Here is a 24,662-nt window from a genome sequence, read left to right as displayed (position 1 = left end):
TGTCGGACCCGGCCTCGGCGCGTCCCGCGAGGGCGATCATTACGGGGTCACGGGATGTCGAGCCGGCACAATCCCTCGGCCAGCACCTTCGTGGTCAGGCGCGTACGGCTGTCGCAGCCCAGCTTGGCGAAGATGTGCTCCAGATGGGTGGTCACGGTGCGCACGCTCAGCACGAGCGCGGCGGCGATCTGCGGGTTGGAGTCGCCCTGCGCGACCCGGGTGAGCACCTCTATCTCCCGCGAGGTCAGGTCGTAGGGCAGGGCACACGGGCGCTCGGCGATGACCGCGCCCTGGATGGAGCCGTGGAAGCCCACACCCGCCCGGTGCAGGCGCAGCTCGCGCCACTGGCCGGTGCCGTCGAGCCACAGGCCCCGGCGCGACAGCTCGCGGGAGTCGATGAACGCCCTGGCCAGCTCCGCCATCGCCGGCTCGGCCGCGAGCACCTCCGACGGGGGCCATCCGGCCACGTCCCTGCGCCGCCCGCCCCGTTCGTACGCCACGGCGTGGAAGCCGGGCGGCAGGCCGAGCGGGTCGATGACGCAGCGGGTCACGTCGGTGAGGTGGGCCAGGGCGGGGGAGACCGCGCTGATCACCGCGGGCGCCTCGGGCGGCAGGTCCGCGCGGGAGCTGACGTGCAGCATGCCGGTGTAGCGCCCGCCGGTCAGGAACAGCGGCGTCGTGATCCCCGCGCGCCAGCCGTACGGCTCCAGGTGGCGGCGGAAGTAGCGCTCGGTGCCGGGGGAGCCCATGACGACGGGCGTGCGCTGCGACATGGCGCGGCGGTAGGCGTCGAGCCGGGCGTACTCCTCCGCGGCGTCGTCGTCCACCCGCGCGTACCCCGACGCCACCAGCGAACGGTGCCGGCCGGTCGCCGGGTCGAACGCCACGAACTCGTAGGCTTCCACGGGGATGACCTCGCCCAGCGCGGTCATCGCCCCGTGCGCCCCCTGCCGGGCCACCTGGAAACCCAGTTCGGCGACGGCGTGCAGGCTCCGCGCGCTGAGGCTGATTGCATCCATGGATCCTCCATGCTCAGCCTGCCCGGTAAAGGTTGCGCAAGGAATACGTAAAGTCTCCGATGCAGTCGGCGGCCCCGTTTCCTACCCTCACCCGCAACACGACGGATGAGGTGGAGGACCAGTGAGGGTCACGAGAAGCCGGGCGGCCGCCCTCGCTGTGGCGGCCATCATGCTGAGCGGTGGGTGCGGGGGAGGGTCGTCGTCCGACGGCGGCGGCGGTGACAAGGCGGCGAACGCGTTCTCGGTCGCGCTGACCGAACCCGACCATCTCACCCCCGGCAATACGTCGAGCAGCTACTCGCTCACCGTGCTCGACGCGTTGTTCGACACACCGGTCGCCATCGATCCCGCGACGGGCAAGCCGCAGATGCGGGCGGCGGAGTCGGTCACCAGCACCGACCAGAAGGTCTGGACGATCAAGATCAAGCCGGGGCGGAAGTTCAGCAACGGCGAGCCGGTGACCGCGCAGAGCTTCGCCGACTCGTGGAATGCGACCGCGTACGGGCCCAACGGGTGGACCAACAACTACTACTTCGACAAGATCGAGGGCTACGACGAGCTCAACCCCGAGAGCGGGGAGCCCTCCACCGACAAGCTGAGCGGTCTCAAGGTCGTCGACGACACCACCCTTGAGGTCACGCTCACCGCGCCGTTCAGCCAGTTCCCGATCACGCTGGCGTGGATCGCGTTCGCGCCGATGCCGAAGGCCGCGTTCGACGACCTCAAGGCGTACGACCAGGCGCCGATCGGCAACGGGCCGTTCGTCCTCGACGGCGCCTGGGAACACGACAAGCAGATCAAGGTCAAGCGCTCGCCGACCTACACCGGCGAGCGCGCGGCCAAGGCCGACGAGGTGACCTTCAAGATCTACGCCAGCCGCGACACCGCCTACACCGACCTGCGGGCCGGCCGGGTGGACCTGCAGCTCACGATCCCCCCGGCGAGCGCGCCGGAGGCCAAGAACCTGCTCGGCGACCGGTTCGTGGCGACCGCCGGCGGCACGATGGACTACCTCGGCTTCCCCGTCTACGACAAGCGGTTCGCCAACCCCGACCTGCGCAAGGCCTTCTCCATGGCGATCGACCGGCAGGCCATCGTCGACGCGGTCTACAACGGCACGTTCAAGCCGATGGCGTCGCTGCTGGCCCCGCTGGTGCCCGGCTACCGCGAGAACGCCTGCGGCGAGGCGTGCACGTACGACCCGGCCAAGGCCAAGGCGCTGTTCGACCAGGCCGGCGGCTTCAGCGGCACGCTGAACCTGTGGTTCTCCAACGCCGACCCGAGCTACGAGCAGTGGATGACGGCCATCGCCAACCAGCTCAAGCAGAACCTCGGCATCGCCGACATCAAGTTCCGCAAGATCCCGGCGTCCGACTACCTGTCGACGCTCCGCGCCCACAAGCAGGACGGGCCCTACCGCAACAACTGGGTCATGGACTACCCGAGCCCGCAGAACTACCTGGAGTCCATGTGGGGCGAGGGCAACCGGATGGGCTGGGAGAACAAGGAGTTCCTCGACCTCATCCACCAGGCCAACACCGCCCCGACCTTCGACGAGAGCCTCCCGCTCTACCAGAAGGCCGAGGACATCGCGCTGGCCGAGATGCCGATGATCCCGCTGTGGAACTGGCAGGACCAGATCGGCTACTCCAACCGGCTCAGCGGAGTGAACGTCACGCCGTACAGCGCCAACCTCGACGCCATCAGCGTCAAGCAGGGGTGACCCGAGGGTGAGGTACGCCGCGCAGCGCCTGGCCCAGGCGATCCCGGTGTTCTTCGCGACCACCTTCCTGATCTACGCGATGGTGTTCGCACTGCCGGGCGACCCGATCCTGGCGCTCGCGGGCGACAAGCCGGTGCCCGAGCAGGTGCTCGCCGTGATGCGGGCGCGCTACCACCTCGACGAGCCGCTGCTCGTGCAGTACGGGCACTACATGCTCGGGGTGTTCCGGGGCGACCTGGGGGAGACGTTCACCGGCCAGCCGGTGAGCGAGCTCCTCCAGGACCGGTGGGCGGTCACCGCGCAGCTCGCGCTGACCGCCTGGATCTTCGAGCTCGTCGTCGGCATCGGCCTCGGCGTCCTGGCCGGGCTGCGCCGCGGCGGGGCCGCCGACACGGCGGTCCTCGCCGGCACCACGTTCGTCATCGCGGTCCCCGTGTTCGTCGTCGGGTACACGGCCCAGATCGTGCTGGGCCTCAATCTGGGGCTGTTCCCGACCGCGGGGACAGACGAGGGCTGGCCGGGCAGCTACCTGCTGCCCGGCATGGTCCTCGGCTCGTTCGGGCTGGCGTACGTCGCAAGGCTCACCCGCACCTCCCTCGTGGAGAACCTGCGCGCCGACTACGTGCGTACGGCGACCGCGAAGGGCCTGTCCCGGCGCCGGGTGGTGGGGCTGCACGCGCTGCGCAACTCGCTCATCCCCGTCGTGACCTACCTCGGTGTCGACTTCGGCAACCTGATGGCCGGAGCGGTCGTCACCGAGGGCATCTTCAACCTGCCCGGCATCGGCCAGCAGGTGTTCCAGTCCATCCAGCTCCAGGAGGGTCCCGTCGTCGTCGGCGTCGTCACCCTGCTCGTCATGATCTTCATTCTCGCCAACCTTGCCGTCGACCTGCTGTACGGCGTGCTCGACCCGAGGATCCGCCGTGCTCGCGCGTGACGCCTGGGGAGAGCTGCGCGGCCGGGTGGTCTTCTGGTTCTCGGCCGCCGTCCTGGTGGTGGCCCTCGCGATGGCGGCCTTCCCCGGGCTGTTCGCCCGCCTGGGCCCCAACGAGGCGTGCAACCTGCGCATGTCGAAACACGGCCCGGCCGACGGAGCCCTGTTCGGGTATGACCTGCAGGGCTGCGACTACTGGTCGCAGGTCGTGCACGGCACCCGGGCCTCCATCGTGGTCGGCGTCGCGGTCACCGTCTTCGCCCTGCTGATCTCCATCCTGCTGGGGCTGGTGGGCGGCTACTACGGCGGCGTCGTCGACGCACTCATCTCCCGGCTCACCGACGTGTTCTTCGGCATCCCGTTCGTGCTGGGCGCGACCGTCGTGCTGGTCGCCTTCCCCGACCACGGGATATGGGCTATGACACTGGTCCTCGTGCTGCTCGGCTGGACGACCATGACCCGGCTGATGCGCGGGCAGGTCATCGCCGTCAAGGACATGGACTTCGTCGCCGCCGCCCGCATGCTGGGCGCGAGCGACCGCAGGCTGATGTTCCGGCATATCCTGCCCAACGCGATCGCGCCGGTCATCGTCGTGGCCATGCTGAACGTCGGCAACGTCATCGCCGGTGAAGCGACGCTCGACTACCTCGGTGTCGGCCTGCAGTACCCCGAGGTGTCGTGGGGCCTGCAGCTGAACATCGCCCAGACGTTCTTCGCCGATCACCCCCACCTGCTGTTCTTCCCCGCGCTGTTCCTCACCGCCACGGTGCTGAGCTTCCTCCTGCTCGGCGACGTCGTCCGCGACGCCCTCGACCCCCGCCTGCGCTGACTTCGCAGGCCGGCCTGTCTCGTCGTGGCGGTGGCCGATCTGCGCAGGGCCCAGCAGCACGCCGCTCAGGGAGCGGCCGCCCGTCAGGCGGCGAACCGGCTGCTCACCCAGGTCACGGTGTCGGCAACGCCTCCCGCTCGCCCTCAGCCCGTACGGCTGCGCCGGGACATTCCGGAGCAGCCCGTCAGCACGGTGAGGACGCTTCGGCATGGAGCCGACCTGCTCGACGTCGGCAAAATCTCGACGTCGGCAGGATATGGAGTGCGGCCGTGTCGCACGTGGCCGACTCCACCGCTGAGGCGGTCGTACGCGTGTGCGAGGACCGGTTGCGCACGCCGCACCCGCATGCCTTGACGGACTACGACCGGCTGCGTGCGGACGGAATGGGCCGACTGGGGGCGATGTGTCAGGCCGCACCGTCGTTCTCCCGGAACGCCCGCGGCCCGGCCCCGCGCCGCGCGGTGGTGAGCAGCGGCGTGGACCAATAGGCGGTGTTCGACAGGTGCAGTTCCTCACCAGGGGCCAGTGGCCAGTGCCATACGGTCCAGGGCCATAGGGGCCAGGCCATAGGGGCCAGCGCCGCGTGTGGCGCCGGACGTGGGCTCAGCGTCGCGGCGGCGGGCGCGGTGCCCGAACGGGATGCGGGGCCGGGGGCCGACACTGCTTCTCCCTCGAACGGTGCCGGAGGCGAGGGGGCGTCAAAAGGGTGGTGTTTCGAGGTCGCGTTGGATGAGTGTTCCTCTTGATTCGTCCTGTGGTGTGGCGTTGTCGTGTTCCTCCGTGTCGGGGCTATCCGCGTCGGGTGTCTGGGTCGTGTGCCTACGGGTTGGTTGTGCCGGGGTTTCTGCGGGGGTTTGTGCTGGTGGGGTGGTGGGAGGGCATGGTGGGGCCATGATCGTGTCTGGTGCTCCGGGGAGGTCGCCGGGCAGGCGTCCGGGTGGGGCGTCGGGCCAGGTGCGGGGCTGGGGGTCGGGGACGGGCTGGATGATCTTCGGGAGTGGGCTGTGGTAGGGGTGTCCGAGTGGGCTGGTCCAGATGATGAGGTGGGGGCCTGCGGTGGTGACGCGCCAGCCGCCGAGGTGCTTGGCGCGGTGGTCGTGGCGGCAGGCCAGGTGCAGGTTGGCGGCGGTGGTGGCGCCGTTGTCGGCCCAGGCCTGGATGTGGTCTTGGTCGGTGCGGGTGGCGGGCATGCGGCAGCCCGGCCAGGAGCAGACCCGGCCCCGGATCTGGACGTATCGGCGTAAGGCCGCATCGGCATGACGCCGATCAGCCCCGTTCGCTGTGCTCGCCACCCCAGCGGTGTCGGCCGCGCCAGCCGCGCCCGCCGCGTTGACCACGTCAGCCGTGTTCGCCGAGTCCGCGTTAGCCGTGCCAGCCGCGCTTGTGGTGCTGACTGCGCCTGCCGTGTCGGCCGTGTTGGCCGTGTCGGCCGTGTGGGCTGGGTCGGTCTGTTCGCCCAGCATGGCCGGGTCACCCGATCCCGCTGGGGCGTGCGCTGCAGCCGGGTCACACGATCGGCCCGGGTGACGCGATCCCGCCGGGTCGGGTGATCCGGTTCGGTCGGGCGATCCGGTTGCGGGGGTGGTGCCGAGCTGGGCGTGGGCTTGACGGGTGAGGTCGGCGATGAGGGGTGCCCAGGCGCCGGTGGTGGCCGGTGCGGCGGCCAGCCGGTGGAGCTGGGTGAGGGTGATCTGCAGCTCGACGATGCCGCCGCGTCGCATGTCGCGGGGTGGCCGTTGTGCAGGCGGGCAGGGGCGCTGCCGGGTGATGCCGGCCAGGAGCAGGTGCCCGTCGTCGGTGCAGATGGCATAGCGCCACTGCCCGCCGAGCATGCCGGTGACGATGCGGCGTGCCTGGGCGGCGTGGACCATGCCCCAGCCGGGCAGGTGCGCCGGGTGCTCATCGTGCCCGAGCAACGTCGTCAGCTCCACCCGTATCTCCGGCACCGACCACGATGTCGCGCCGGGCCCACCACCAAGGCGGCCCTGCGACCGCTGAGGCTCCCCGCACCCGCGCCCACCCTCCGACTCCGACTCCGACTCCGGTGCGGCGCTCTGGTCGTGCCCTCGCTCAGACTCCGGCGCGGCCCTCCGCCCGTGCGTGTGCCCGTCCTCCGGTTCGGGTGCGGCGCTCTGGTCGTGTTCGTACGCGGGCGTGGGTCCGGTGCTCGGCCTCTGCTCCGTCCCTGGCTCTGGTGCGGTGCCCTGGCCGTGCTCGTGCTCCTGCCTCGGTTCGGGTGCGCCCCTCCGCCCGTGCGCGTACGCGTTCCCGTCCTCCGGCTCGGATGCGGCGCTCTGGCCGTGCTCGTGCTCGTGCTCCGGCTCCGGCGCGGGTGCCGTGACCCGGTCGCGCCCGCGCTCGTGCTCCGACTCGGACCCGGTGCTCAGCCTCCGCTCGTCCTCCGACTCTGGTTCGGGTGCGGCGCTGTTGTCGTGCCCGCGCCCGTGCTCTGGTTCTGGTGCGGTGCTCCGGTCGCGCTCGTACGCAGGCGTGGCTCCGGTGCTCGGCCTCTGCTCCGTCCCCGGTTGTGGTGCGGCGCTTTGGCCGTGTCTACGCTCCGGCTCCGGAGCGACCCTCCGCCCGTGCCCGTGCCCATCTTCCGGCTCGGGTCCGTTACCCGACCTCCGCTCGTAGTCGCGCTCGCGCTCGTGCTTCGGCTCGCCTGTGGGGGTACCGGCAGAGCTGGCGGGGCTGGCGGTAGTGCCTGCGGGGGCGTCAGGTTTGCCGGTGGCGGCGTCAGATGAGCCGGCGGGGTCGTCGGCCGAGCCGGTGGAGCTGGGGGTGTCGTCAGAGGTGTCGCCGGGGGTGGGATCGCCGGGTTCCACGAGAGGGTGGGCCAGGACATGGGTGACGATCTGCTCGTCGGTCAGGCCTTCGAAGGTGCCATCCAGGCTGCCCAAGAACAAGTCCGCGCGGATGTGATCGATCGGGCGGCGGTCCCCGGCGCGTTTGCAGGCGCGGGCCAGCTCATCGATCCGCTCACACCCGGCCACCGCCCGCTCCACCGGCAGGTCCAGCCCGGACACGGTCGCGGTACCGTCATCATTGCGCGTGCCGGCCACCCGCCGCCTGCGGACCGCCTCGGTATAACGCTTTTCCGCCCAATCCGGATCGATCGCGAGCACCATGCGCTGAACGTGCTCGACCAGCTCGCCCACCGTCCACCCCGCCGCCCGAGGCACCAGGCGCTCGCAAACCCAGCCGGCCTGGGCGTCGGTCAACCCGCTCGTCCAGCGGATGAAAGCCACCGCCCGCGGCTCATCCAACACCCCCTCCAGCATCGCCTCACCGAGCACCGGCAGGCGGCGATGCAGATTCCACGCCAGCTCGAACGCCGAATCCGCGCGGCGGCGCGACCACACCAGCGCCGCCCGCGCCTCATCCGGGGCGAACTCCTCCGGTGTTTGCAGGCGGACCACGCTGTCGCCGGACCACGCCTCACGCAGCCCGACCTCCAGCAGCACCCGCAAAAACCACGCCCGGTCATGACAGGACTGCCGGTAGGCCGCCTTGAGCACCTCCACAGTGTCGAACCCCGACACCCGCTCCACAGCGATACCCGCCAGCACCCCCGCAAGCTCGGCCCCCGGCGGGATCACCGCCAGCCCATCAGGAATCGCCACCGGAACCCCACCACCGCCGGTACCTTCGCCCCCGGCCTCGCCCCCACCCTGGCCAGGGGAGGACACCCCGCCCACCACACGCGAAGGGTAGGTCGGGCCCACCGGGCGTGCTGAAGGCGTCGGCTCCACCGGACGCGCCGGGTCCACCGGGCGCGCCGGGTCCACCGGGCGCGCCGGGTCCACCGGGCGCGCCGGGTCCACCGGGCGCGCCGGGTCCACCGGACGCGCCGGGTCCACCGGACGCGCCGGATCCGCCGGACGTGCTGAAGGCGCCGGGTGTGTCGGGTGCGACGGGCGCGTTGAAGGTGCAGGGCGCGCTGCACGTGCCGGGCGCGACGGGCGTGCTGAAGGTGCCGGATCCACCGGGCGTGCCGGGTCCGCCGGACGTGCCGGGTCCGCAGAGCGCGCCGGGCGAGGCGGGCGCGGCGCGCGTGCTGGACTTGTCGGGTCTGCCGGGCGTGCTGCACGTGTCGAGGGCACCGGCGGTGCCGGGCGCTGCCCGGCGGCAGCGGACGGCGAGTGCGGCGCGGACACGGCGGTGAACCCCCAGGAGCACAGACGAAGGCAAACAACGGTTTCCCGACCGCCCGGACCGGGACTTCCTTCAACAGACTCGGCTCAACACACGGCGTATGGCCAACGGCCCGCCAGCTAGGCTCACCTGCAACGGCTACCCCAAGCCTACCTCGAACACACCATCGAATCAAACCCTGACCTGGGCAAATATGGAGCCCCAACCGGGAGGTGCCGCCCGATACGACGTCCCGCCCGGAGACGTGCTCGCAGAGCCTTCCGGGCTGTCGCAGAGTCTTCAGGGCTGTCGAGTACGGCCCCATCCGTGAAGACTGGGAACGCGCCGCCGAGCGTCGCGGGTGCGGACTCTTGGACGAGTCGGGTGCCTGCCCCGGCGCTACTGCGCCCACGGATGAGGAACCGCGGTCGGCCCTGGAGATCGGTACGAACTCCCATCGCCAGCTCGTCCTGACGGGCGCTCCAACTTTGGAACGCAAACGCTCCTCGACGGCTGATATCGATGAGTAGTCATCCTGTGTGACCACTGACACTCCCACGACCGGGGAGGAGCCGGGCGCCTTCGACCTCGCAAGGGACGCGGCCCCGGGGCTGCCGCTGACGCTGGTGGAGCGGTGGAGGGCGAGCGGCCGTACCGCCGCCGACGCCCGGCGGCTGCTCGGCGCGCACGTCACGACCGGATACAGCGTGGTGTCCGACTCGGCCGGGCTGACCAGGCTGAGCCGCAGCCTCGGCCTGCTGGAGGTGCTGGCGCTCATCGACGGCCCGAAACGCGTCCTGCACGCGTACGGGATCGGCGTGGGCGGCCGGGCGATGGGCGTCTGGGCGGCGGACAACGCGCAACTGTTCCATCCCGCGACGACCGACGCGGGGACGCTGCTGTCGGCCCTGCTGCGAGCGCAGGACGAGATCGGGCGCACCTGCGGGATCCGCGTCGGCATCGGCGTCCACCACGGCGACTACTACGACCTGGACGGCGGACTGTACGGCGCCGAGGCCGACGCGGTCGAGCACCTCGTGGAGAACCACACCGAGGGCGGCGAGATCGTGGTCACCGAGGCGGTGGCCGAGCGGCTGCCGGCCGGCCACGGCTTCGTCCTGCGCCGCAAGGACGGGCATGGCTTCGTCCTGCGCCGCAAGGACGGGCATGGCTTCGTCCTGCGCCGCAAGGACGCGCACGATGGGCAGGCCAGGCTCCTGGGCGCGGTCTATCGCGTGCTCGACGGGCCGCGCGCCGGCGACGCGGCGACCGACGGCGGGTGGTATCCCATCCCCTATCCGGCCGCCTTCTACGAGGACCTGTTGCGCTTCGATCCCCGCGACGCCGGGTCGGCCGCGGCGCTCGCGGCAAAGCACCTGCGAGAACGGACGGTGGTCCTGGCCGAGCGCGGCGAGCCCGGGGCGGCGGCCGACGTACCCGAGGTGGCGCTCCTGACCGGGCTGGACCTGTCGGCCCGCATGCGGGAGATCGGGCTGCGCCTCCTGCCCGCGGAGGGCGCCGTCGAGGTCAAGGTCGCCGGTCCGCTGGCCATCTACCTGTTCGATGACCCCGGCGCCGCCGTGCCCTTCGCCCTGGAGTTGCGCGCCGCCCTGGCCGAGGCCGGGATGACCTGCCGCATCGGGCTGGACAGCGGGCCGGTGCTGTCCGGGCGGACGCCGGACGGAGGCCGCGACGTGGCCGGAGCGCCGGTGAATCAAGCGTCGAAGATGGCTCAGGACCTCGCCGCTCCCGGCGTCGTCTGCCTGAGCGAGGCGGTCGCCGCGCAGGCGGGCCCGGGTGAGGCGGTCGCCGCGCAGGCGGGCCTGGGCGGGTTCACCTGCGTCCAGCACACCGTCTCCGGCGTGGATCTGACCTTCTACCAGGGCTGATCGGCTCTACTTCCCGGTCGTTGTGAGCGCCTGGCCAAGCCACAGCACCGGCTCCGCGACATTGATCGGATGAGCCTCTCCTCGTATGCGCAGGGATAGGTGGTCCCCGTCGGCCAGGAGATTTTGCGAGTCGTCCCAGTCGAAGACATTCGTGCTCCTGTCGACGAAGAACCCGATGGATGAGGTGACGAAGAACTGGATACGCTCAAGATGGAAGAATCTTTCGAGGGCGGCGAAAACCAGATCAGCAGTACCGCTCCGCGAAATTTGGCACAATGCGTGGAACAGCGTCCGGGCGTCCTCGTCGCTCACCCGCGGAAAGCCGTACGGATCGTCGGGCTCGACGCTGACCAGGTGACGATCCACTGCCGTGTCGAACACTCGGCGATCGTCGAACTTGGTAATGCAGACCGCGATATGGTGCGGAAGCTTCCCATCCCTCACCTCGCCGGCGGCGAGCATCCGTTCGGCGAGCCGGGTGAGCGATGCATGCAGATGGTCGAAGGCATCTCCGATCTCGAATTCCCGAACAGGGTCGAAGAGGAAGAGGATGCCCCGGCTCTGAGCCAGGTTGTCCAGCAGCTCCCGTTGGCGCGAATCGGTTAGCCCTCCGTCGGCAGGCTCTTCCGCAGCGAAAAGACCCCCGGGTGCGTCGATCATGCTGACACGGATCCGACGCTCGGGGCCGATCTTCGGCTTACGACTCCACCACCTGCTCTGTTCCGCGCCGGGGCCGATCAGCATCCAGTGGTACTGCTCCAGGACGCTGCTCGCCTCGGGGAAGACCCTTTCATGCAGCAGCGCCCTTTTCCTTTGGACGAGGTAATCGTTGGAGGTGGGGTCGGAACCTACGATTTTCCAGTTGTCCTTCCGGCGCATCAGGGCAATCGACAGGGCGGCCAGGAAGGTCGTCTTGCCGCTGCCAGGCGTGCCCCACATACAGATGCTGTGAGAGGCGGAAGCCGGAGTGGCCTGCACGGACGACGGAAGGTGGGTGATGGCAGGCGTCGTCCGGGGCGACGTGGAGGCGGGCGCGCCGGTGAACCGGGTCTCTGCTCGGCGCGGGGGGATGTCCAGGTCGCTCAGGCTTCGCAGCACTTCCGCATTCAGAAAGGCGAAAGGACGCCCTCTATCGGATCGTGAAGAGGTGACAGCGTCCGGTTCTTCGCCGAGCACCGCGCCGAAGGTCGCCGCGGCAGTGGCGACACTCGCCTGGATGCCGGTGGACAGCCGGTTGAGGACGTCGGCCGCGTGCCACGCCTCCGAGCGAGGCAGCAGCTGTAGCGCCGCCATCCGGGCCCGTTCGTCAATGAATTCGTAATGATCTCCACTCACATGCCGAAACAGGCCGCTGAGCAGCACCTCCGCGAGATGCTGAGGTCTGGATCGGGGCAGCAGCGCCCGTTGAAGATGTCTCATGACGGGAAGCGCTGGCGTGGATACGGCGACGTAGCCGGCCAGCCGCACCGCCTCAGGAGAGGCGGTGGCGCGGAAGCGCAGCACTCGGTCCTCGAGGTCGATGGACCGCTCCTCGTCCACCCTTTGCGCCAACGAGCGAGGGCGTGCCGAGACGTACGTCATGGCCGTGGCCACCGTGTCACCTCCGGCGACGAGGCGAGCCCAGTCGCCGATCCAGGCGGGATCCAGCTCGACCACGGGCAACGGGATTCCACTCGCCGGCGGGGTCTCCTCGAAAGGGCGGAAATGGAGAGTGGTGTTGGGGCCGCACGGCTTGCCTTGCGCAGCGAGGCCGGGGATCACCGGAACAGCGGTCCGCCGCCACAGCCTCTCGGGAAGCGGCTGCAGAACAGCTGTCGCGTTGCGCCGGGCCCACATTTGCACCAGGGGCTGTGCCGTGCCCTCCCACCAGTGCCGCCCGGAACAGTCGGTCAGTACGAGCACGACGCGCCGACCGGTCGGATCGACCAGGGCCGCCGGGCTGCCCGGGGAGGCGTCCGGGCCGAGAGCGATTCGGTCGCCGACGAGATATGAGACGTGAATGTCACGGAAGGCGCCGACCTGGCCGAGAACGGCTCTCAGTTCGCCGACCATAGGATGCCAGGGCCGCATGGTAGGTCCGGTGTCCACGACCAGCGCCAGGTCAAGCCAGCGTTCCGGAGCACCTCTCATCACCGGGATCCACCGGCCCGTCCGCGCGATCTCCGCGGCGGTGGCGGCCTCGTTCATGACGTTCCGGACGCGTGACGGGACGGTCCGTTTGAGAGGGCGCAGAGCGCGCTGGATCGGCAGACTATGCCTGACCATCGGCGCGTCCGGGACCTGGATCCGGTGAACATCCCCGCTGGGATCATCGGCGGGTAGCTCCAATCCCAGGGCGAACTCCGTCGTCGCAGTCTCCGGCGCCGTCTCGGCCGTCCACGATGTGGCCGAGTGCGGATCAGCCGGTGCTTCGAGAGAAGGGTGTGCAGCCGTGCGGCCAGATACATCCACAGAATCTGATTCGGGAGACAGATGCGCGGCGAGCCACAGCACGTCGGACAGTTCCTGGGCCGACATATCCAGGCCGGTCCGGGAAAGAACGTCGCTCAGCCGGTCAATCGTCATCGTCGGCGACGCCGGAGTTCAGATGCGGCATGAGCCGTTCGGCCAAAGCCAGGCGGTCGACCCCGTGGTCCCGCGCCGCGTGGTGGGTCAGATAGATCGCGTGGAGTAGTTGATCGGTGGCCAGCTGACCCTCCGTCTTCCGAGAGAGGAACAGTTGAATCAAGTCCTCGCTCTCGTCGCTCAGCTCGCCGAGTTGCGCTCTGACGATCTCCCTCAGCTTGTCGCGGTCCGGCTCGGGCAGCGCCAGCCTCACGCATCGACGTAGGAACGCGGCGGGAAACTCTCGCTCGCCGTTGCTGGTCATGATGACCAGCGGGAAGGCCCGGCAGCCGATCACACCGTCCGTCACCGATGCGGTCCTGCCATCGGCGGTCGAGACCCGGTGCGTCCGCCGTTTCTGGCGCGCGAGCTCCGGGATCTCGTACCGCCCCTCCTCGAAGATCGTGAGCAGGTCGTTGGGCAGGTCGATGTCGCTCTTGTCGATCTCGTCGATGAGCAGGACCCGCGGCCTGCACGCGGGCAGCAGAGCGGTCCCGAGCGGTCCGAGGCGGATGTATTTGCCGATCTCGTCGTCGTCGGCGTCGGCGTGCGCCCGCCCGCTCTCCCTGTCGTACAGGCGGGTGAGCGGGTCGTAGCTGTACAGGCCGTCGGCGAGCGTGACCCTGCTCGTGATCGCCCAGTACAGGACCGGCCCGAGTCGAAGTTCCCGAGCGACGGCGTGCGCGAGGGTGGACTTGCCCGTGCCGGGTCTGCCGGTCACCAGCAGCGGCCTGCGAAGGTAGAGCGCGGCGTTCACCTGCTCGACCGCGCCGGGATCCGGCCGGTAACTCCTGGCCTGGTGCTCGTGCGTCGGGTCGATCTCCGGGAGCTCCCCGGTATCATCCGGCACCACGCCCTTGAAGTCCCGCCACGGTGGCGGGGGTGGCAGCCTCCCGATGTCGCTTTTCGCGTCGGGAACGCCGGTGTAGACGTACCAGTCCGCCATGCGCTACTCCTCCACGAAAGTGGGCGGATCGGGAATTCGCGTGGGGTCGTCCCAGATGAGAGTGAGCCGCGGCCCGCAGTGGGCGTGCGTGGGGTCGAAGCGCAAACGGCGCACTACTTCCGGCAACTCGTGATAGCCGTTCGCATCTATCAGCGTCGCGAAGGCGTCCAACGACCCGTACGGGCACTCGCCGGGAGCAGCCCCTTTGCAGGAGGACCGAGGCCACACCATCACCGGCACCCCGGCGTTGAGGCCCTTGTGCAGTATGGTGCTGTCGGGCACACCGGAATAGACGATCACGCATGCATCCTTATCGCTGAGGAGCCGCCGGTAGAACTCGTCCGGATCAAGAAGGGAGCAGTCGGCCTTTTCAATCTTGACCGTACGGTGGAGATGCTTGAAGCGGTTCCTCCACTGATCCTGGAGAATGTAGTTACCGAGACGTGCGACGTCCCGGACCACCACACGATAGGTCGCTATCGGGATCTCCTCTTCCCGGCACGCGTACCACTCGTCCACATGCTCGCTGAGGATCAGCGAGCGCGGCAGCACGAACTCGATCAGTGGGTCGTCCCGGCCGGCTCTGCTGATCCTCGCCATCAGAGAGTTCAGCGCCGACTCCACCTCCTTACGGAACCTCTTGCGGGTCACCGTCGTCGGCGCGCCCCCCGGATAGGGTTTGTCGTCGATGAAATGGGAGAAGCTGAGTTCGTAGCCGCCCTTGGTCTTCGTGTCGAGCCGGATGACGATGGAAGAGATCCCGGGCCGTGACGCGGGAGGCTCGAGATGCCGGTCCATCCAGACCCGCAGCGCTTTCACGGCTGGGCCGCCGGACGTTTTCGAGATGAGCGCCTGGAGGAACCTGCCCAGGCGGTCGTCGTCGTAGAGATCCTCGGCGACATACCGGGTCGCGTGCCACACGGACCGGAACACGGGCGGTGCGATCGCCGGATGGAACTCCGCCTCGACGAGTTCGGTCAGGTTGGCGTCCGTGTCGATGCGGCGCAGAATCGACCGTAGCTTCCGGCGGGCCTCGCCGCCGAGCCAGCCGAGATCGAGGAGGTCGTCGAGGTCCTCCCAGTATTTGCGCACCTCGGTCAGCGGGATCATGCGTCCGGTGCGACGGTCCTGGCTCGCTGACGCGTCGCTGATCATGCCATAGACGTGGCCGGTGACCTCGTCGAACACGCCAGCGCCGCTGAATCCGGCACGAGGCGTCTCGGCGTGACCGGTGGCCGCTTCCACATGGAGCCATTCCCCGATGCCGGAGGCCGAGCCGGTCCGCAGCCGCATGACGGCGCCGAACGGCCCGGCGTCCGGAGGGAAGCCGTGCACCGCGAATTCGGCCCACGCCGGAACCCGGAGAGACAGCCTGGCCGGCTCGATCGCGACGTCGGCGGCGAGGCTGAGCACCGCAACGTCCCCCGGGTCGCCGGGCTGCCGCCATGGGCCAGCGCAGCCGAGGTCGGCGGGCAGATCCTGAAGGTCCGGCCGGTCGGCCTGGACGAAGCTGACGCGGATGCTCGAGCAGCCGCTGACCACATGGGCGCACGTGAGTACGTGACGGGCATCGACCAGCAGGCCGGCTCCGGTCACGCGCCTGCCATTTCTCGTGCCGTCGACACGGGCGTGCCAACTGTGCGTCATTGACTACTCGCGTCCGGAATCAGCCGGTTTCTCAATCCACTTCAGCTTTACGGTCAAATGTCCCTCTGCGGCACTTTTGGCGATAATCGCACCTGCCTCGGTGGCTAGCTTCACACCGAATTCGACCTCGACCTCCTGGGGGCCCTCGGGAAAGTCGCGAAAGGCGGCCAGCGCCGTCCTCGCCGCGTCCCGGACCCCGTGCAGGGCCTTTTTGAGGCCTTCCGCCGACCGGTACACGACCCGCTCGCCGCAGGCTCCCGCAGGAGCCCATGTGTCCGCGATTTCCTCGCCGGTCTCCACGATGACGGACTCGCCGTCGATCTCCCAGCGCACAAGCTGATCGGCCACTGTCCCTCGCTCACGCTCCCCGTTTCCGTAATGCAAAGTAACAAGAGCGCGAGGTGTTCGGCAGTACGGCCGGAAACTATTTCATGTCACGATTTCGGCGCTGAGGACGTGAGCAGCCGGTCGAGGACGCGGACGCCGAACTCCAGGCCCTCGACCGGAACGCGCTCGTCGAGACCGTGGAACATGCCGAAGTAGTCGAGGTCGGGCGGCAGCAGCAGCGGTGCGAAGCCGTAGCCCCTGATGCCGATCCTCGCGAACCACTTGGCGTCGGTGCCGCCGCTCATGACGTACGGCACGGGCTTGCCGGCCGGGTCCTCGGCGAGCAGGGCGGCGGTGAGCTTGTCGAACAGGCCCTCGACGGGGGAGGAGACGGCCTCCTCGAAGCTGACGAACTCGCGGGTGACCTTCGGGCCGAGCAGCCGGTCGACGGTCTCCAGGAACTCGTCGCGCTGTCCCGGCAGGAACCGGCCGTCCACGTGGGCCTCGGCCGTGCCGGGGATGACGTTGACCTTGTATCCCGCGTCCAGCATGGTCGGGTTGGCCGAGTTGCGCAGCACGCCCTTGAACAGGGCCGCCGCGCGGGGAATCCGCTCGATCTCCTCCTCCAGCCGGTCGAGGTCGATCGGCCCGCCGAGCGCCCGCGACAGCTCGTCGATCAGCCGGGCCACCTCGGGCGTCAGCCGCACGGGCCAGGAGTGGTCGGCGAGGCGGGCGAGGGCCCGGGCCAGCTCGGCCACGGGGTTGTCCACGGCCGGCTTGGACCCGTGACCGGGCACGCCGCGCGCCGTCAGGCGCATCCAGGCGGTGCCGCGCTCCCCGACCGCCACCGGGTAGATGCGGACGTCGTTCTCATACCAGGAGAAGCCGCCCGACTCGCTGATCGCCTCCGTGCAGCCCTCGAACAGCTCGCGGTGCCGTTCGATCGCGTGACCCGCGCCGTACTCGCCGGTGGACTCCTCGTCGGCGAGGAACGCCAGCACGAGGTCGCGCCGGGGACGCACGCCCCTGCGGGCGTTCTCGCGGGCCCACGCGAGGGTCATGGCGAGCGTGCCCTTCATGTCGACCGCGCCCCGGCCGTGCACGCAGCCGCCGTCGATCTCGCCCGAGAACGGGTGCGTACGCCACTCGGCCGGGTCGGCGGGCACGACGTCGAGGTGCCCGTGCAGGAGCAGCGCGTCGGAGCTGTCGCCGGGGATGCGGGCGACCACGCTGGTGCGGCGCGGCGCCGACTCGAACACCACCGGCTCGATGCCGACCTCGGAAAGCAGGGAGGCCACATATTCGGCGGCCCGCCGCTCGCCCGGCCCGTCGCCGGACCCGTCGTTGGTGGTGTCGATCCGCAGCAGCTCCGAGCAGATCTCGCCGACCTCGCTCATGCCGACTCCTCGCCCGACGGCTCGAAGTCGCATGAGCGAATCGCGCCGTGTCCAAGATTGCTCACTGCGCCTCCCCCTTGTGGAGCGTCAGCGGTGGCACCTCGGGCGTGGGGAAGCCGAAGACGATCCCGTAGAACGCCAGCTCCGCCTCCAGGGCCCGCACGATCGTCTCCTCGCGCCGCCACCCGTGCTGTTCTCCCTCGAACGTAAGGTAGGCCCACTCATGCCCGTGACGGGCCAGCGCGGCGGCGAAGCGCTCCGACTGCGCGGGATCGACCACCTTGTCCTCCAGGCCGTGCAGGAGCAGGGCCGGGCCGGACGCCCGTTCCGCGTGCAGCTCGGGCGATCTGTCCGCGTAGCGCTGCCGGGTCTCGGGCAGCGGGCCGATCAGCCCGTCGAGGTAGCGCGACTCGAAGTCGTGCGTCTCCGCCGCCCAGTGTTCGGGGTCGGAGATGCCGTAGTGGGACACCGCGCCGCAGAACACGTCGCTGTGGACGAGCGCGGCCATCGACGTCCAGCCGCCCGCGCTGCCGCCCCTGATCGCCACCTTCTCGGCCCGTCCGCTGTCCAGCAGCCACCGCGCCACCGTCTCGCAGTCGCGCACGTCCACCACGCCCCAGTTGTGGCGCAGCCGCTCGCGGTAGGCCCGGCCATAGCCGGTGGAGCCGCCGTAGTTGACCTCGGCGACGCCGATGCCCCTGCTGGTGAAGTAGGCGATCTCCAGGTCGAACACCGGCGGCGCCGAGCTCGTCGGCCCGCCGTGCACGAACACCACGTACGGCGCGGGCCCGCCGTCGTCCGACCGGGCCGCCGGGGCGTACAGGTGCGCGTGGACCCCCTCGACGGTCACCGCCTCGGGTGTGGGCAGCTCGGCGTCCTCGGGCACCGGCTTGCCGGGGGACAGCACCTCGTGCGCCCCCGTGTCCAGGTCGACCCGCACCACCTCGTACGGCCGGTGGGGCGAGCCCGCGACCCCCACGACGTTGGAGCCCCGGGCCGACAAGGCGGGCGCCCAGTTGGTGTAGCCGCCGCCGACGTCCCTGATCGAACCGGTGCCCGCCGGGTCGTCGGCGACCCCGAGCCGCCGCTCGTCGGCCGTGCCGTACACGGTGGCGATCCGCCCGTCCGCGACGGCGAAGAACGTGGCGCCGATCTTCCAGGTGGCGTCGCCGAACTCCAGCGGCACCGGGGTCAGGTCGCGCGTCGTGCCGTCCAGGCCGACGAGGTGGATGTTCCACCAGCCGGTGGGGTCGGTGACGGCGTACAGGCTCTCGTCGTCGCGCCACTCGGCCTGGCAGGTGGACGCGCCGGACAGCAGGACGCGGTGGGGACCGCCGTCGACGGATCCGACGCACAGCTCGGTGGCGTCCCAGGGCATGTCGGGGTGGTTCCAGCCGATCCAGGCGAGCGACCGGCCGTCCGGTGAGACGCGCGGGTTCATCAGGAAATGGTGGGTCTTCACCACACTGCGCAGGGGAGAGCCGTCGAGCGGCACCGCGACGATGTCCCGCTCTCCGCTGCGGGCGTCGCCCCGCTCGCGTACGCACCACACCTCGCCGCCGTGGACGACGAGGTCGGCGTAGCGGGCGGGCTCGTCGGGGGTGAGCGGAACCGGCTCCCCGCCGGGGGAGCACACGTAGATCCGGCCGTCCGCCCAGTTGGTGAACACCAGGCGGCCCTCGTGCGCCCGCCAGGACCGTCCGCCGTACTCCATGACCCGGTTCCTGGCGTTCCAGCCCGGCGGGAGCACGTCCTCGATCACGCCGTCGGCCCTGCGCCGCACGACGCAGCGCCGGCCGCCCTCACGTGGGCGCGGCTCGTCCCACCAGACCTCGTCTCCCGAGATCTCCACCCACAGCGGGCGGTCGTCCACCCTCGCGACGTCGACGGCCCTGATGGTCACCAGTTCCCCCCGGATTCTGGAAGCGGAGTGCCGGGAGGATGCACGATGTGCGCGATCCCCCCGCTGCTCGTGGCGCGCAGCCAGACGCTCTCGAACGCCGCACGCGGGTACACCCGCCGCACGCCGTCGTCGTCCGGCGCGGCCGGGTCGTTCGCGATGACGTCGCCGTCGGCCGTGAAACCCGTGACGACCATGATGTGCCCGCCCGTGGAGTATCCGGCACCCGGCAGCTCGTGATCGCGGAACGCCTGAGAGGTGATCACCGGGATTCCGGCGGCGATGAACCGCTCCAGCTCGGCCAGCGAGCGCAGCCGCGTGACGAAGCCGTCCAGCCCGTACCGCCCGGCGTACGCGACGCCGAAGGGCCAGTTGCCGGTGCCCTGGTAGCTGTGGTCGTACATGTCGCGCGCGGCGTGGTCGACCGCCGGGCACGGGTCGCCGGGGGTGACCCAGGCGAGGTCGGCCGGCGTGGGCCCGCGCCCCCAATAGTCCAGCACCATCGTGAACGACGCGGGGCTGCACCACGACTCCCCGCCGCCGTCCCACTGCGGGTAGTGCCCGGTGTGGGCCTTCTGCGAACGGCGCGGGACGTCGAGCTCGACCGCCCGCAGCCCCGGCGGGCCGCCTCTGCCTGCCTGCCCCACGGCCGAGGCCATCACGGCCAGCGACCGCACGGCGCCGCCGCTGCCGTACAGGGTGGCGCGCACGCGGTAGGAGGTGACGGGGCGGGCCGCGACGAAGGTGTCGACGGCGACGTCCCCGTCGGCGTCACCCTGGCCCGGCAGCGACGTGCGGTGGATGTCGGCGTCCGTCTCGGCCCACCGGCCCATGACATACCACTTGGTCAGTTCGCCGGTGACGGTCCGTGCCTGGATCTCGATCTCCAGCCAGGCGCCGGGCGGCGCGGCGGCCGTCCACGACGGCACCAGCTCGGTGGCGGGGAAGCCGATATCCCGCTCGGGGGACGTCCAGCGGAGGTAGGGCCACTCCCGCTCGCCGCCCGGTGCGAACGGATCCAGATATTTCGCCTTCCCCGTCTCCTGAGCCTCGACGGACCACCGGTGGAGGACGACGGGGCTCACCTGGGGGCTCGGTCCGGCCGACAGCAGGGTGACCACCTCGCCGATTGTTGTTTCCGCCCCGACCTGGCGCATCGGATGGTTTACGTATCCGACACATTCGGACAGTACGGTATCGGCCGCTCTGGTCGGTGAGAGGTAGCTCTGGTCGGTGAGAGGTAGCCCGGGCCGGTCAGAGGTAGCCCGGGCCGGTCAGAGATAGAGACCGGTGGCGGGGGCGGGCTCGGACGCGACGGCGGGACGGCCGTCCCGCAGGGCGAACAGCTCGGCCAGCGTGGCGCCGCCCGGACCGGCGCCTTGGGCGCGGCCCAGCCACTCGGCCGCCTGCCCGGCGTCGAACCGGCCGACCTCGATCTGCGCCAGGCACCGCCCGGGCCGTACGACGGCCGGGTGGAGCCTGCTGAGGTCCTCGTTGGTCGTGATGGCCACGAGCACGTCCCTGCCCTGGCCGAGCAGCCCGTCGGTCAGGTTGAGCAGGCGCGACAGGCCCTGGCCCGTCGACTGCTTGGCCTCGGCGCGGATCAGCTCGTCGCAGTCCTCCAGGACCAGCAGCCGCCAGCGCGGCTCCTCGTCGTCGCCCGGGCCGTCCCAGCCGACGGCGACGTCCATCAGGTAGCCGGGGTCGTTGAACAGCAGCTCGGGGTCGAGCACGCAGTCGACCTGGCACCACGGCGCCCACTCGCGCGCGAGCGTGCGCAGCAGCGTCGTCTTGCCGGTGCCGGGCGGGCCGTGCAGGAGGACCAGCCGGCCCGTCACGTCGGCCGCCGTGGTCGCCATGAGGGCGTCCAGGCGGCCAGTGGCGGCCGTGGGGTAGTTCCTCCTGATCTCCTCCCAGGAGGAGGTCGTGATGGGCTTGGCGGAGCGGTGCGGCCCGTGGCTCGACCGCCACCAGAAGCCCATCCGCACGTGGTCGGCCTCGGGGGCGGCCTCCTCCGCGTCCCTGGTCGCCTGCTCCAGGACCGAGCCGGCCAGCTCCTCGGTCACCGCCGTGGCGGTCAGCGTCGCCGACCGGTTGGAGTTGCGGACCACCCGCAGCGTCCATCCCTCGCCCGCGATGAGCCGGGTCTCGTACCCGTCGGTGTGCTGGGCGACCCGCAGCAGCCGGCCGCCCTCGGCGGTCAGCGGGGCGTCGGCGCGGACCCGGCCGAGGCTGGTGGTGCGCGACCAGGGCTGCTCGCTGGTCGCGAACGGCGACAGCGCCAGGGCGTCGATGACGTCGGCCGGGCTGTCGGTGTCGTCGAGCCAGATCCGCATCGGCACCGGCCGCGGCGGCGTGGAGTGAGGAGAGAAGTCGACCTCCTTGACAACGGACATACCGCGATGATCTCCGCGGGCGCATCGCTCTGTCGAATGGATTTATAGGCGTATTCAGTTTCCAAGCCGTTTAAGCGGTTTCTTGTGGGCAAAAGGCAGTACCTGTTGGCGTGTTACCGCTACGCTCGGTATCCAGTCGTACGGTTTTCAACGGAGAGCACTGTGGCCATCGATCTCGTGTCCCGCGCTGAATGGGGCGCGCGTCCACCCAGAGGCTCGTACTCGTCGCTGTCCTCCACGCGCGGCGTGAAGGTGCACTACACCGGCGGCCGGGTGGACCCGGGCATCGTCGGCGACCATGCCAAGTGCGTGGCCATGGTGAAGTCCATCCAGAGCTTCCACATCGACGGCAATGGCTGGATCGATATCGGCTATTCGATGGTGGCCTGCCCGCATCGGAAGGTATTCGTCGGGAGAGGACCGGGACACCTGCCGGCCGCCAACGGACCCGGCCTGAACTCCGGCCACTACGCGGTGCTCGGTCTCGTGGGCAACGCCGGCCTGGTCCAGCCGACCGACGGCATCCTGCACGCGATCCTGGACGCGGTGGAATACCTGCGTGCCAAGGGCGGCGCGGGCAAGGAGATCAAGGGCCACCGCGACGGCTACTCCACCGACTGCCCCGGCGACCCGCTGTACGCCTGGATCAAGAAGGGCGCGCCACGTCCCGGCGCCACCCAGCCGCAGCCGGACCCCGAACCCGAGCCCGCGCAGAAGTGGCCCGGCCGCCTGCTCAGGTATCCGCCGGTGATGCGCGGCGACGACGTGCGCACCTGGCAGGCCCGGATGAAGGAGCTCGGCTACGACATCGTCGTGGACGGCGCGTACGGCCCCGACTCCCGCGACGTGTGCCGCAGGTTCCAGAAGGACCGGCGCCTCGACGTGGACGGCATCGTCGGTCCCATCACCTGGAACGCCGCCTTCGCCAAGTCCTAGTCACACGGTCACCAGTCAGATCACGGTCACCAGACGACGCCGGGGCTCTCCGCGCCGCCGCCGAAGGCCGAGGTGCCCGTCTTCCGCCACCGCTGCCGTACGTCGTGATAGCCGCCGGTGTGCGGAGCCGTGGCGGTGAACGGACCACAGCTGACGGTCGCGCCGTCGCCGGCGGGTGAGACGCCCGAGCAGATGAACGGCTGCGAGACGTTCTGCTCCGCCGTGCTGTCGTAGAGCTGGATGTGGATGTCGGACCGTACGGACGCGGCACCCCTGATCCGGCCCATGAGATAGAAAACGTCGCCCACCATGGCGAAGCAGGGCGACATCTCCGTGCCCATCGCGTCGCCGACCGAGATCCAGGACCGGCACTGCCACTCGGGGGTCTGACGGGCGCGCTTCGCCTCGTCAGCGCCGCGTTCTTCCGTCGCCACGGCCTCCGACCGGCGCGGCCGGGGTGATGCGGCCGCCTGCCGCGTGGGAGACGGCCGCGTGGCGGGCCGCTGTGTGGGCGACTGCGCGGGGCGCGGCCGGGCAGGCGGCGTGGAGGCCGCCGCGCCGGGATCATGCCCAGGACTGCGCCGCGCCGCTTCACGGGTGCGGCGGTGCGACGGCTCGGCCGATGCCGGTGTGGAGACGGGGGTCGCGGGAGTCGCCGCCGGCCGCCGCGCCGTCGTGCCGGCCGCTCCGTCGCTCGCCCCCGACCGCCACGGGGACAGGACGGCCAGGACCGACGCGGTGAGCGCCAGGGCGGTGGCGCCCGTGACGACGGAGACCAGGCGCCGCCGTGAGCCCCGGCCCCGCGTCGACGCCATGGTCTCCTCACCCGTCGCGGCACCGGAAGGCCCGGCCGCATCGACCGGTCCCACCGGGGTGGCGGGGGTGTACGGTCCCGCCGGTTGCGCGGGGGTAGCCGGAGAGGCCGGAATGTCCGGTCCCACCGGTCCCGTAGGAGCGGCCGGGGTGCCAGGGGCGGCTGAGGGTACGGTCTCCGAGGTGGCGGACGGCGGATCCGACCACGCGATCGGCGGCAGGGCGGGCAGGCCGGCGAGCGACGGCACCGCGTCGCGCAGCGCCGCCGCCACCTGCGCCACATCGGGGCGGCCGGCGGGATCCTTCGCGACACAGGCCCAGACGATCTGCCACAGGGCGTCCGGCATTCCGGGCAGCCGCCGGGGCACGGCCGTCGCGTGCCGCCGCAGCACCACCATCGGATGGTCGGCGACGTACGGCGGGCGCCCGGCGAGCAGCTCGTAGAGGATCAGCCCGATCGCGTACACGTCCACCGCCGTGGTGGGGGTGCCTCCCTCGGCCACCTCCGGAGCGAGGTAGGTGGGCGTGCCGATGATCGAGGTGGTCTGGGTGAGGCCCGGCCCGTGCAGGATGCGGGCCACGCCGAAGTCGGTGAGCCGGACGCGTCCGGTGCTCTCCTCGACCAGGATGTTCCCCGGTTTGATGTCCCGGTGGACGACGCCCTCGGCGTGCGCGGCCCCCACGCCGTCGGCCACCTGGGCGAGCAGCCCGGCCGCCTCGGCCGGGGGCAGCGTGCCACGCCGCTGCAGGAGGGTGCGCAGGTTCCACCCTTCGACCAGGTCCATCACCAGGGCCAGACGCCGGCCCTCGACCACGAAGTCGCGGATGGCGACGATGTTGGGGTGCCGCAGCGACCGCATCACGTTGCGTTCCTGCACGAACCGCAGGACCAGGTCCTGGTCGTCGCCGAGGCCCTCGCGCAGCAGCTTCACCGCCACCGTCTCCCCGGTGTCGCGGTGCCGAGCCCGCCAGACGCTGCCCATCGCGCCTGCGCCTATCTCGTCGAGCAGCACGTAGCCGCTGCCGAGCGACGCCCCGGCCCCGTCCGCGCTCATCGTCCCGCCCTCCCGTCCATGACCGAGATCACAATACTGAGGAAGATCGCCGCTATGCCCCGAACGGAGTTGTCCACATTGCGGACCCCGGGGCTCCGCGGCGGGGCCACGGC

At 70.6% G+C, this 24,662-nt stretch carries 18 protein-coding genes; 6 read left to right on the top strand and 12 right to left on the bottom strand.

Annotation, left to right across the window (positions count from 1 at the left end):
* Positions 1-47: 47 nt before the first annotated feature.
* Positions 48-1,019 carry a helix-turn-helix transcriptional regulator gene (locus OHB01_RS33450; RefSeq protein WP_142647312.1) on the bottom strand — a complete coding sequence of 324 codons (972 nt, stop codon included), beginning with the start codon at positions 1,017-1,019 and terminating at the stop codon, positions 48-50.
* Between the two features lie 121 nt (positions 1,020-1,140).
* Here OHB01_RS33450 and OHB01_RS33445 point away from each other — a divergent pair, with 121 nt between their 5' ends.
* Genes OHB01_RS33445 through OHB01_RS33435 form a run of 3 tightly spaced genes read left to right on the top strand, consistent with a single transcriptional unit; the run spans position 1,141 to position 4,505 of the window.
* Entirely contained in the window at positions 1,141-2,742 is a 1,602-nt protein-coding gene (locus tag OHB01_RS33445) for a peptide ABC transporter substrate-binding protein (RefSeq protein WP_142647311.1), read from the top strand.
* Positions 2,743-2,749: 7 nt separating this feature from the next.
* Positions 2,750-3,679: an ABC transporter permease gene (locus OHB01_RS33440; protein ID WP_142647310.1), complete on the top strand. Its 930-nt coding sequence runs from the start codon at positions 2,750-2,752 to the stop codon at positions 3,677-3,679.
* Entirely contained in the window at positions 3,666-4,505 is an 840-nt protein-coding gene (locus OHB01_RS33435; RefSeq protein WP_260617219.1) for an ABC transporter permease, read from the top strand. The genes OHB01_RS33440 and OHB01_RS33435 overlap by 14 nt, the downstream gene beginning before the upstream one ends.
* A 406-nt stretch (positions 4,506-4,911) precedes the next feature.
* Here OHB01_RS33435 and OHB01_RS33430 read toward each other — a convergent pair whose 3' ends face one another.
* A complete protein-coding gene (locus OHB01_RS33430; RefSeq protein WP_168065868.1) occupies positions 4,912-5,073 on the bottom strand; it encodes a hypothetical protein in 162 nt (53 codons plus the stop codon).
* A 130-nt stretch (positions 5,074-5,203) separates the two neighbouring features.
* Entirely contained in the window at positions 5,204-8,128 is a 2,925-nt protein-coding gene (locus tag OHB01_RS33425) for a DUF222 domain-containing protein (protein WP_328854499.1), read from the bottom strand.
* 278 nt (positions 8,129-8,406) lie between these two features.
* Between OHB01_RS33425 and OHB01_RS33420 the strand changes: the two genes are divergently transcribed.
* Both OHB01_RS33420 and OHB01_RS33415 read left to right on the top strand, forming a co-directional pair.
* The gene (locus tag OHB01_RS33420; RefSeq protein WP_328854498.1) at positions 8,407-8,670 is read left to right on the top strand and encodes a hypothetical protein; all 264 of its coding nucleotides are present in this window, start codon (positions 8,407-8,409) and stop codon (positions 8,668-8,670) included.
* A 508-nt stretch (positions 8,671-9,178) separates the two neighbouring features.
* Positions 9,179-10,528, top strand: coding sequence for a hypothetical protein (locus tag OHB01_RS33415; RefSeq protein ID WP_328710302.1), 1,350 nt, complete (start codon positions 9,179-9,181; stop codon positions 10,526-10,528).
* Positions 10,529-10,534: 6 nt separating this feature from the next.
* Here the strand turns inward: OHB01_RS33415 and OHB01_RS33410 are convergent, their stop codons facing one another.
* From OHB01_RS33410 to OHB01_RS33375, 8 genes are all read right to left on the bottom strand, one after another.
* Positions 10,535-13,093 carry an SAV_2336 N-terminal domain-related protein gene (locus tag OHB01_RS33410; protein WP_328854497.1) on the bottom strand — a complete coding sequence of 853 codons (2,559 nt, stop codon included), beginning with the start codon at positions 13,091-13,093 and terminating at the stop codon, positions 10,535-10,537.
* On the bottom strand, positions 13,083-14,078 hold the full coding sequence (locus OHB01_RS33405; protein ID WP_142648252.1) for an AAA family ATPase: 996 nt from the start codon (positions 14,076-14,078) through the stop codon (positions 13,083-13,085). The genes OHB01_RS33410 and OHB01_RS33405 overlap by 11 nt, the downstream gene beginning before the upstream one ends.
* Positions 14,079-14,081: 3 nt before the next feature.
* On the bottom strand, positions 14,082-15,674 hold the full coding sequence (locus OHB01_RS33400; RefSeq protein ID WP_185948981.1) for a trypsin-like peptidase domain-containing protein: 1,593 nt from the start codon (positions 15,672-15,674) through the stop codon (positions 14,082-14,084).
* 54 nt (positions 15,675-15,728) lie between these two features.
* Complete coding sequence (locus OHB01_RS33395) at positions 15,729-16,073, bottom strand: CU044_2847 family protein (protein WP_328854496.1); 345 nt, start codon at positions 16,071-16,073, stop codon at positions 15,729-15,731.
* A gap of 86 nt (positions 16,074-16,159) precedes the next feature.
* Positions 16,160-17,449, bottom strand: coding sequence for a M20/M25/M40 family metallo-hydrolase (locus OHB01_RS33390; RefSeq protein ID WP_142648255.1), 1,290 nt, complete (start codon positions 17,447-17,449; stop codon positions 16,160-16,162).
* A 61-nt stretch (positions 17,450-17,510) separates the two neighbouring features.
* A complete protein-coding gene (locus OHB01_RS33385) occupies positions 17,511-19,352 on the bottom strand; it encodes a prolyl oligopeptidase family serine peptidase (RefSeq protein WP_260617299.1) in 1,842 nt (613 codons plus the stop codon).
* Complete coding sequence (locus OHB01_RS33380) at positions 19,349-20,470, bottom strand: C39 family peptidase (RefSeq protein ID WP_261985705.1); 1,122 nt, start codon at positions 20,468-20,470, stop codon at positions 19,349-19,351. Before OHB01_RS33380 ends, OHB01_RS33385 begins: the two co-directional genes overlap by 4 nt.
* Before the next feature lie 153 nt (positions 20,471-20,623).
* Positions 20,624-21,745 (bottom strand): DUF5925 domain-containing protein, encoded by a 1,122-nt coding sequence (locus OHB01_RS33375; protein ID WP_328854495.1) that lies wholly within the window; start codon positions 21,743-21,745, stop codon positions 20,624-20,626.
* Between the two features lie 162 nt (positions 21,746-21,907).
* Between OHB01_RS33375 and OHB01_RS33370 the strand changes: the two genes are divergently transcribed.
* A complete protein-coding gene (locus OHB01_RS33370; protein ID WP_142648258.1) occupies positions 21,908-22,681 on the top strand; it encodes an N-acetylmuramoyl-L-alanine amidase in 774 nt (257 codons plus the stop codon).
* A 26-nt stretch (positions 22,682-22,707) separates the two neighbouring features.
* Here the strand turns inward: OHB01_RS33370 and OHB01_RS33365 are convergent, their stop codons facing one another.
* On the bottom strand, positions 22,708-24,549 hold the full coding sequence (locus OHB01_RS33365) for a serine/threonine-protein kinase (RefSeq protein ID WP_328854494.1): 1,842 nt from the start codon (positions 24,547-24,549) through the stop codon (positions 22,708-22,710).
* Between the last annotated feature and the right edge of the window lie 113 nt (positions 24,550-24,662).

It is taken from the genome of Microbispora hainanensis (assembly GCF_036186745.1).
GTDB lineage: Bacteria > Actinomycetota > Actinomycetes > Streptosporangiales > Streptosporangiaceae > Microbispora.
The sequence above is the reverse complement of the archived record's forward strand: the minus strand, read 5'-3'. Positions and strand labels throughout refer to the sequence as shown.

Coding starts and splice junctions, on each gene's coding strand:
- OHB01_RS33405 (WP_142648252.1), bottom strand. CDS start 14,078: ATGGCGGACTGGTACGTCTACACCGGCGTTCCCGACGCGAAAAGCGAC.
- OHB01_RS33450 (WP_142647312.1), bottom strand. CDS start 1,019: ATGGATGCAATCAGCCTCAGCGCGCGGAGCCTGCACGCCGTCGCCGAA.
- OHB01_RS33390 (WP_142648255.1), bottom strand. CDS start 17,449: ATGAGCGAGGTCGGCGAGATCTGCTCGGAGCTGCTGCGGATCGACACC.
- OHB01_RS33430 (WP_168065868.1), bottom strand. CDS start 5,073: ATGGCCTGGCCCCTATGGCCCTGGACCGTATGGCACTGGCCACTGGCC.
- OHB01_RS33410 (WP_328854497.1), bottom strand. CDS start 13,093: ATGACGATTGACCGGCTGAGCGACGTTCTTTCCCGGACCGGCCTGGAT.
- OHB01_RS33365 (WP_328854494.1), bottom strand. CDS start 24,549: ATGAGCGCGGACGGGGCCGGGGCGTCGCTCGGCAGCGGCTACGTGCTG.
- OHB01_RS33375 (WP_328854495.1), bottom strand. CDS start 21,745: ATGTCCGTTGTCAAGGAGGTCGACTTCTCTCCTCACTCCACGCCGCCG.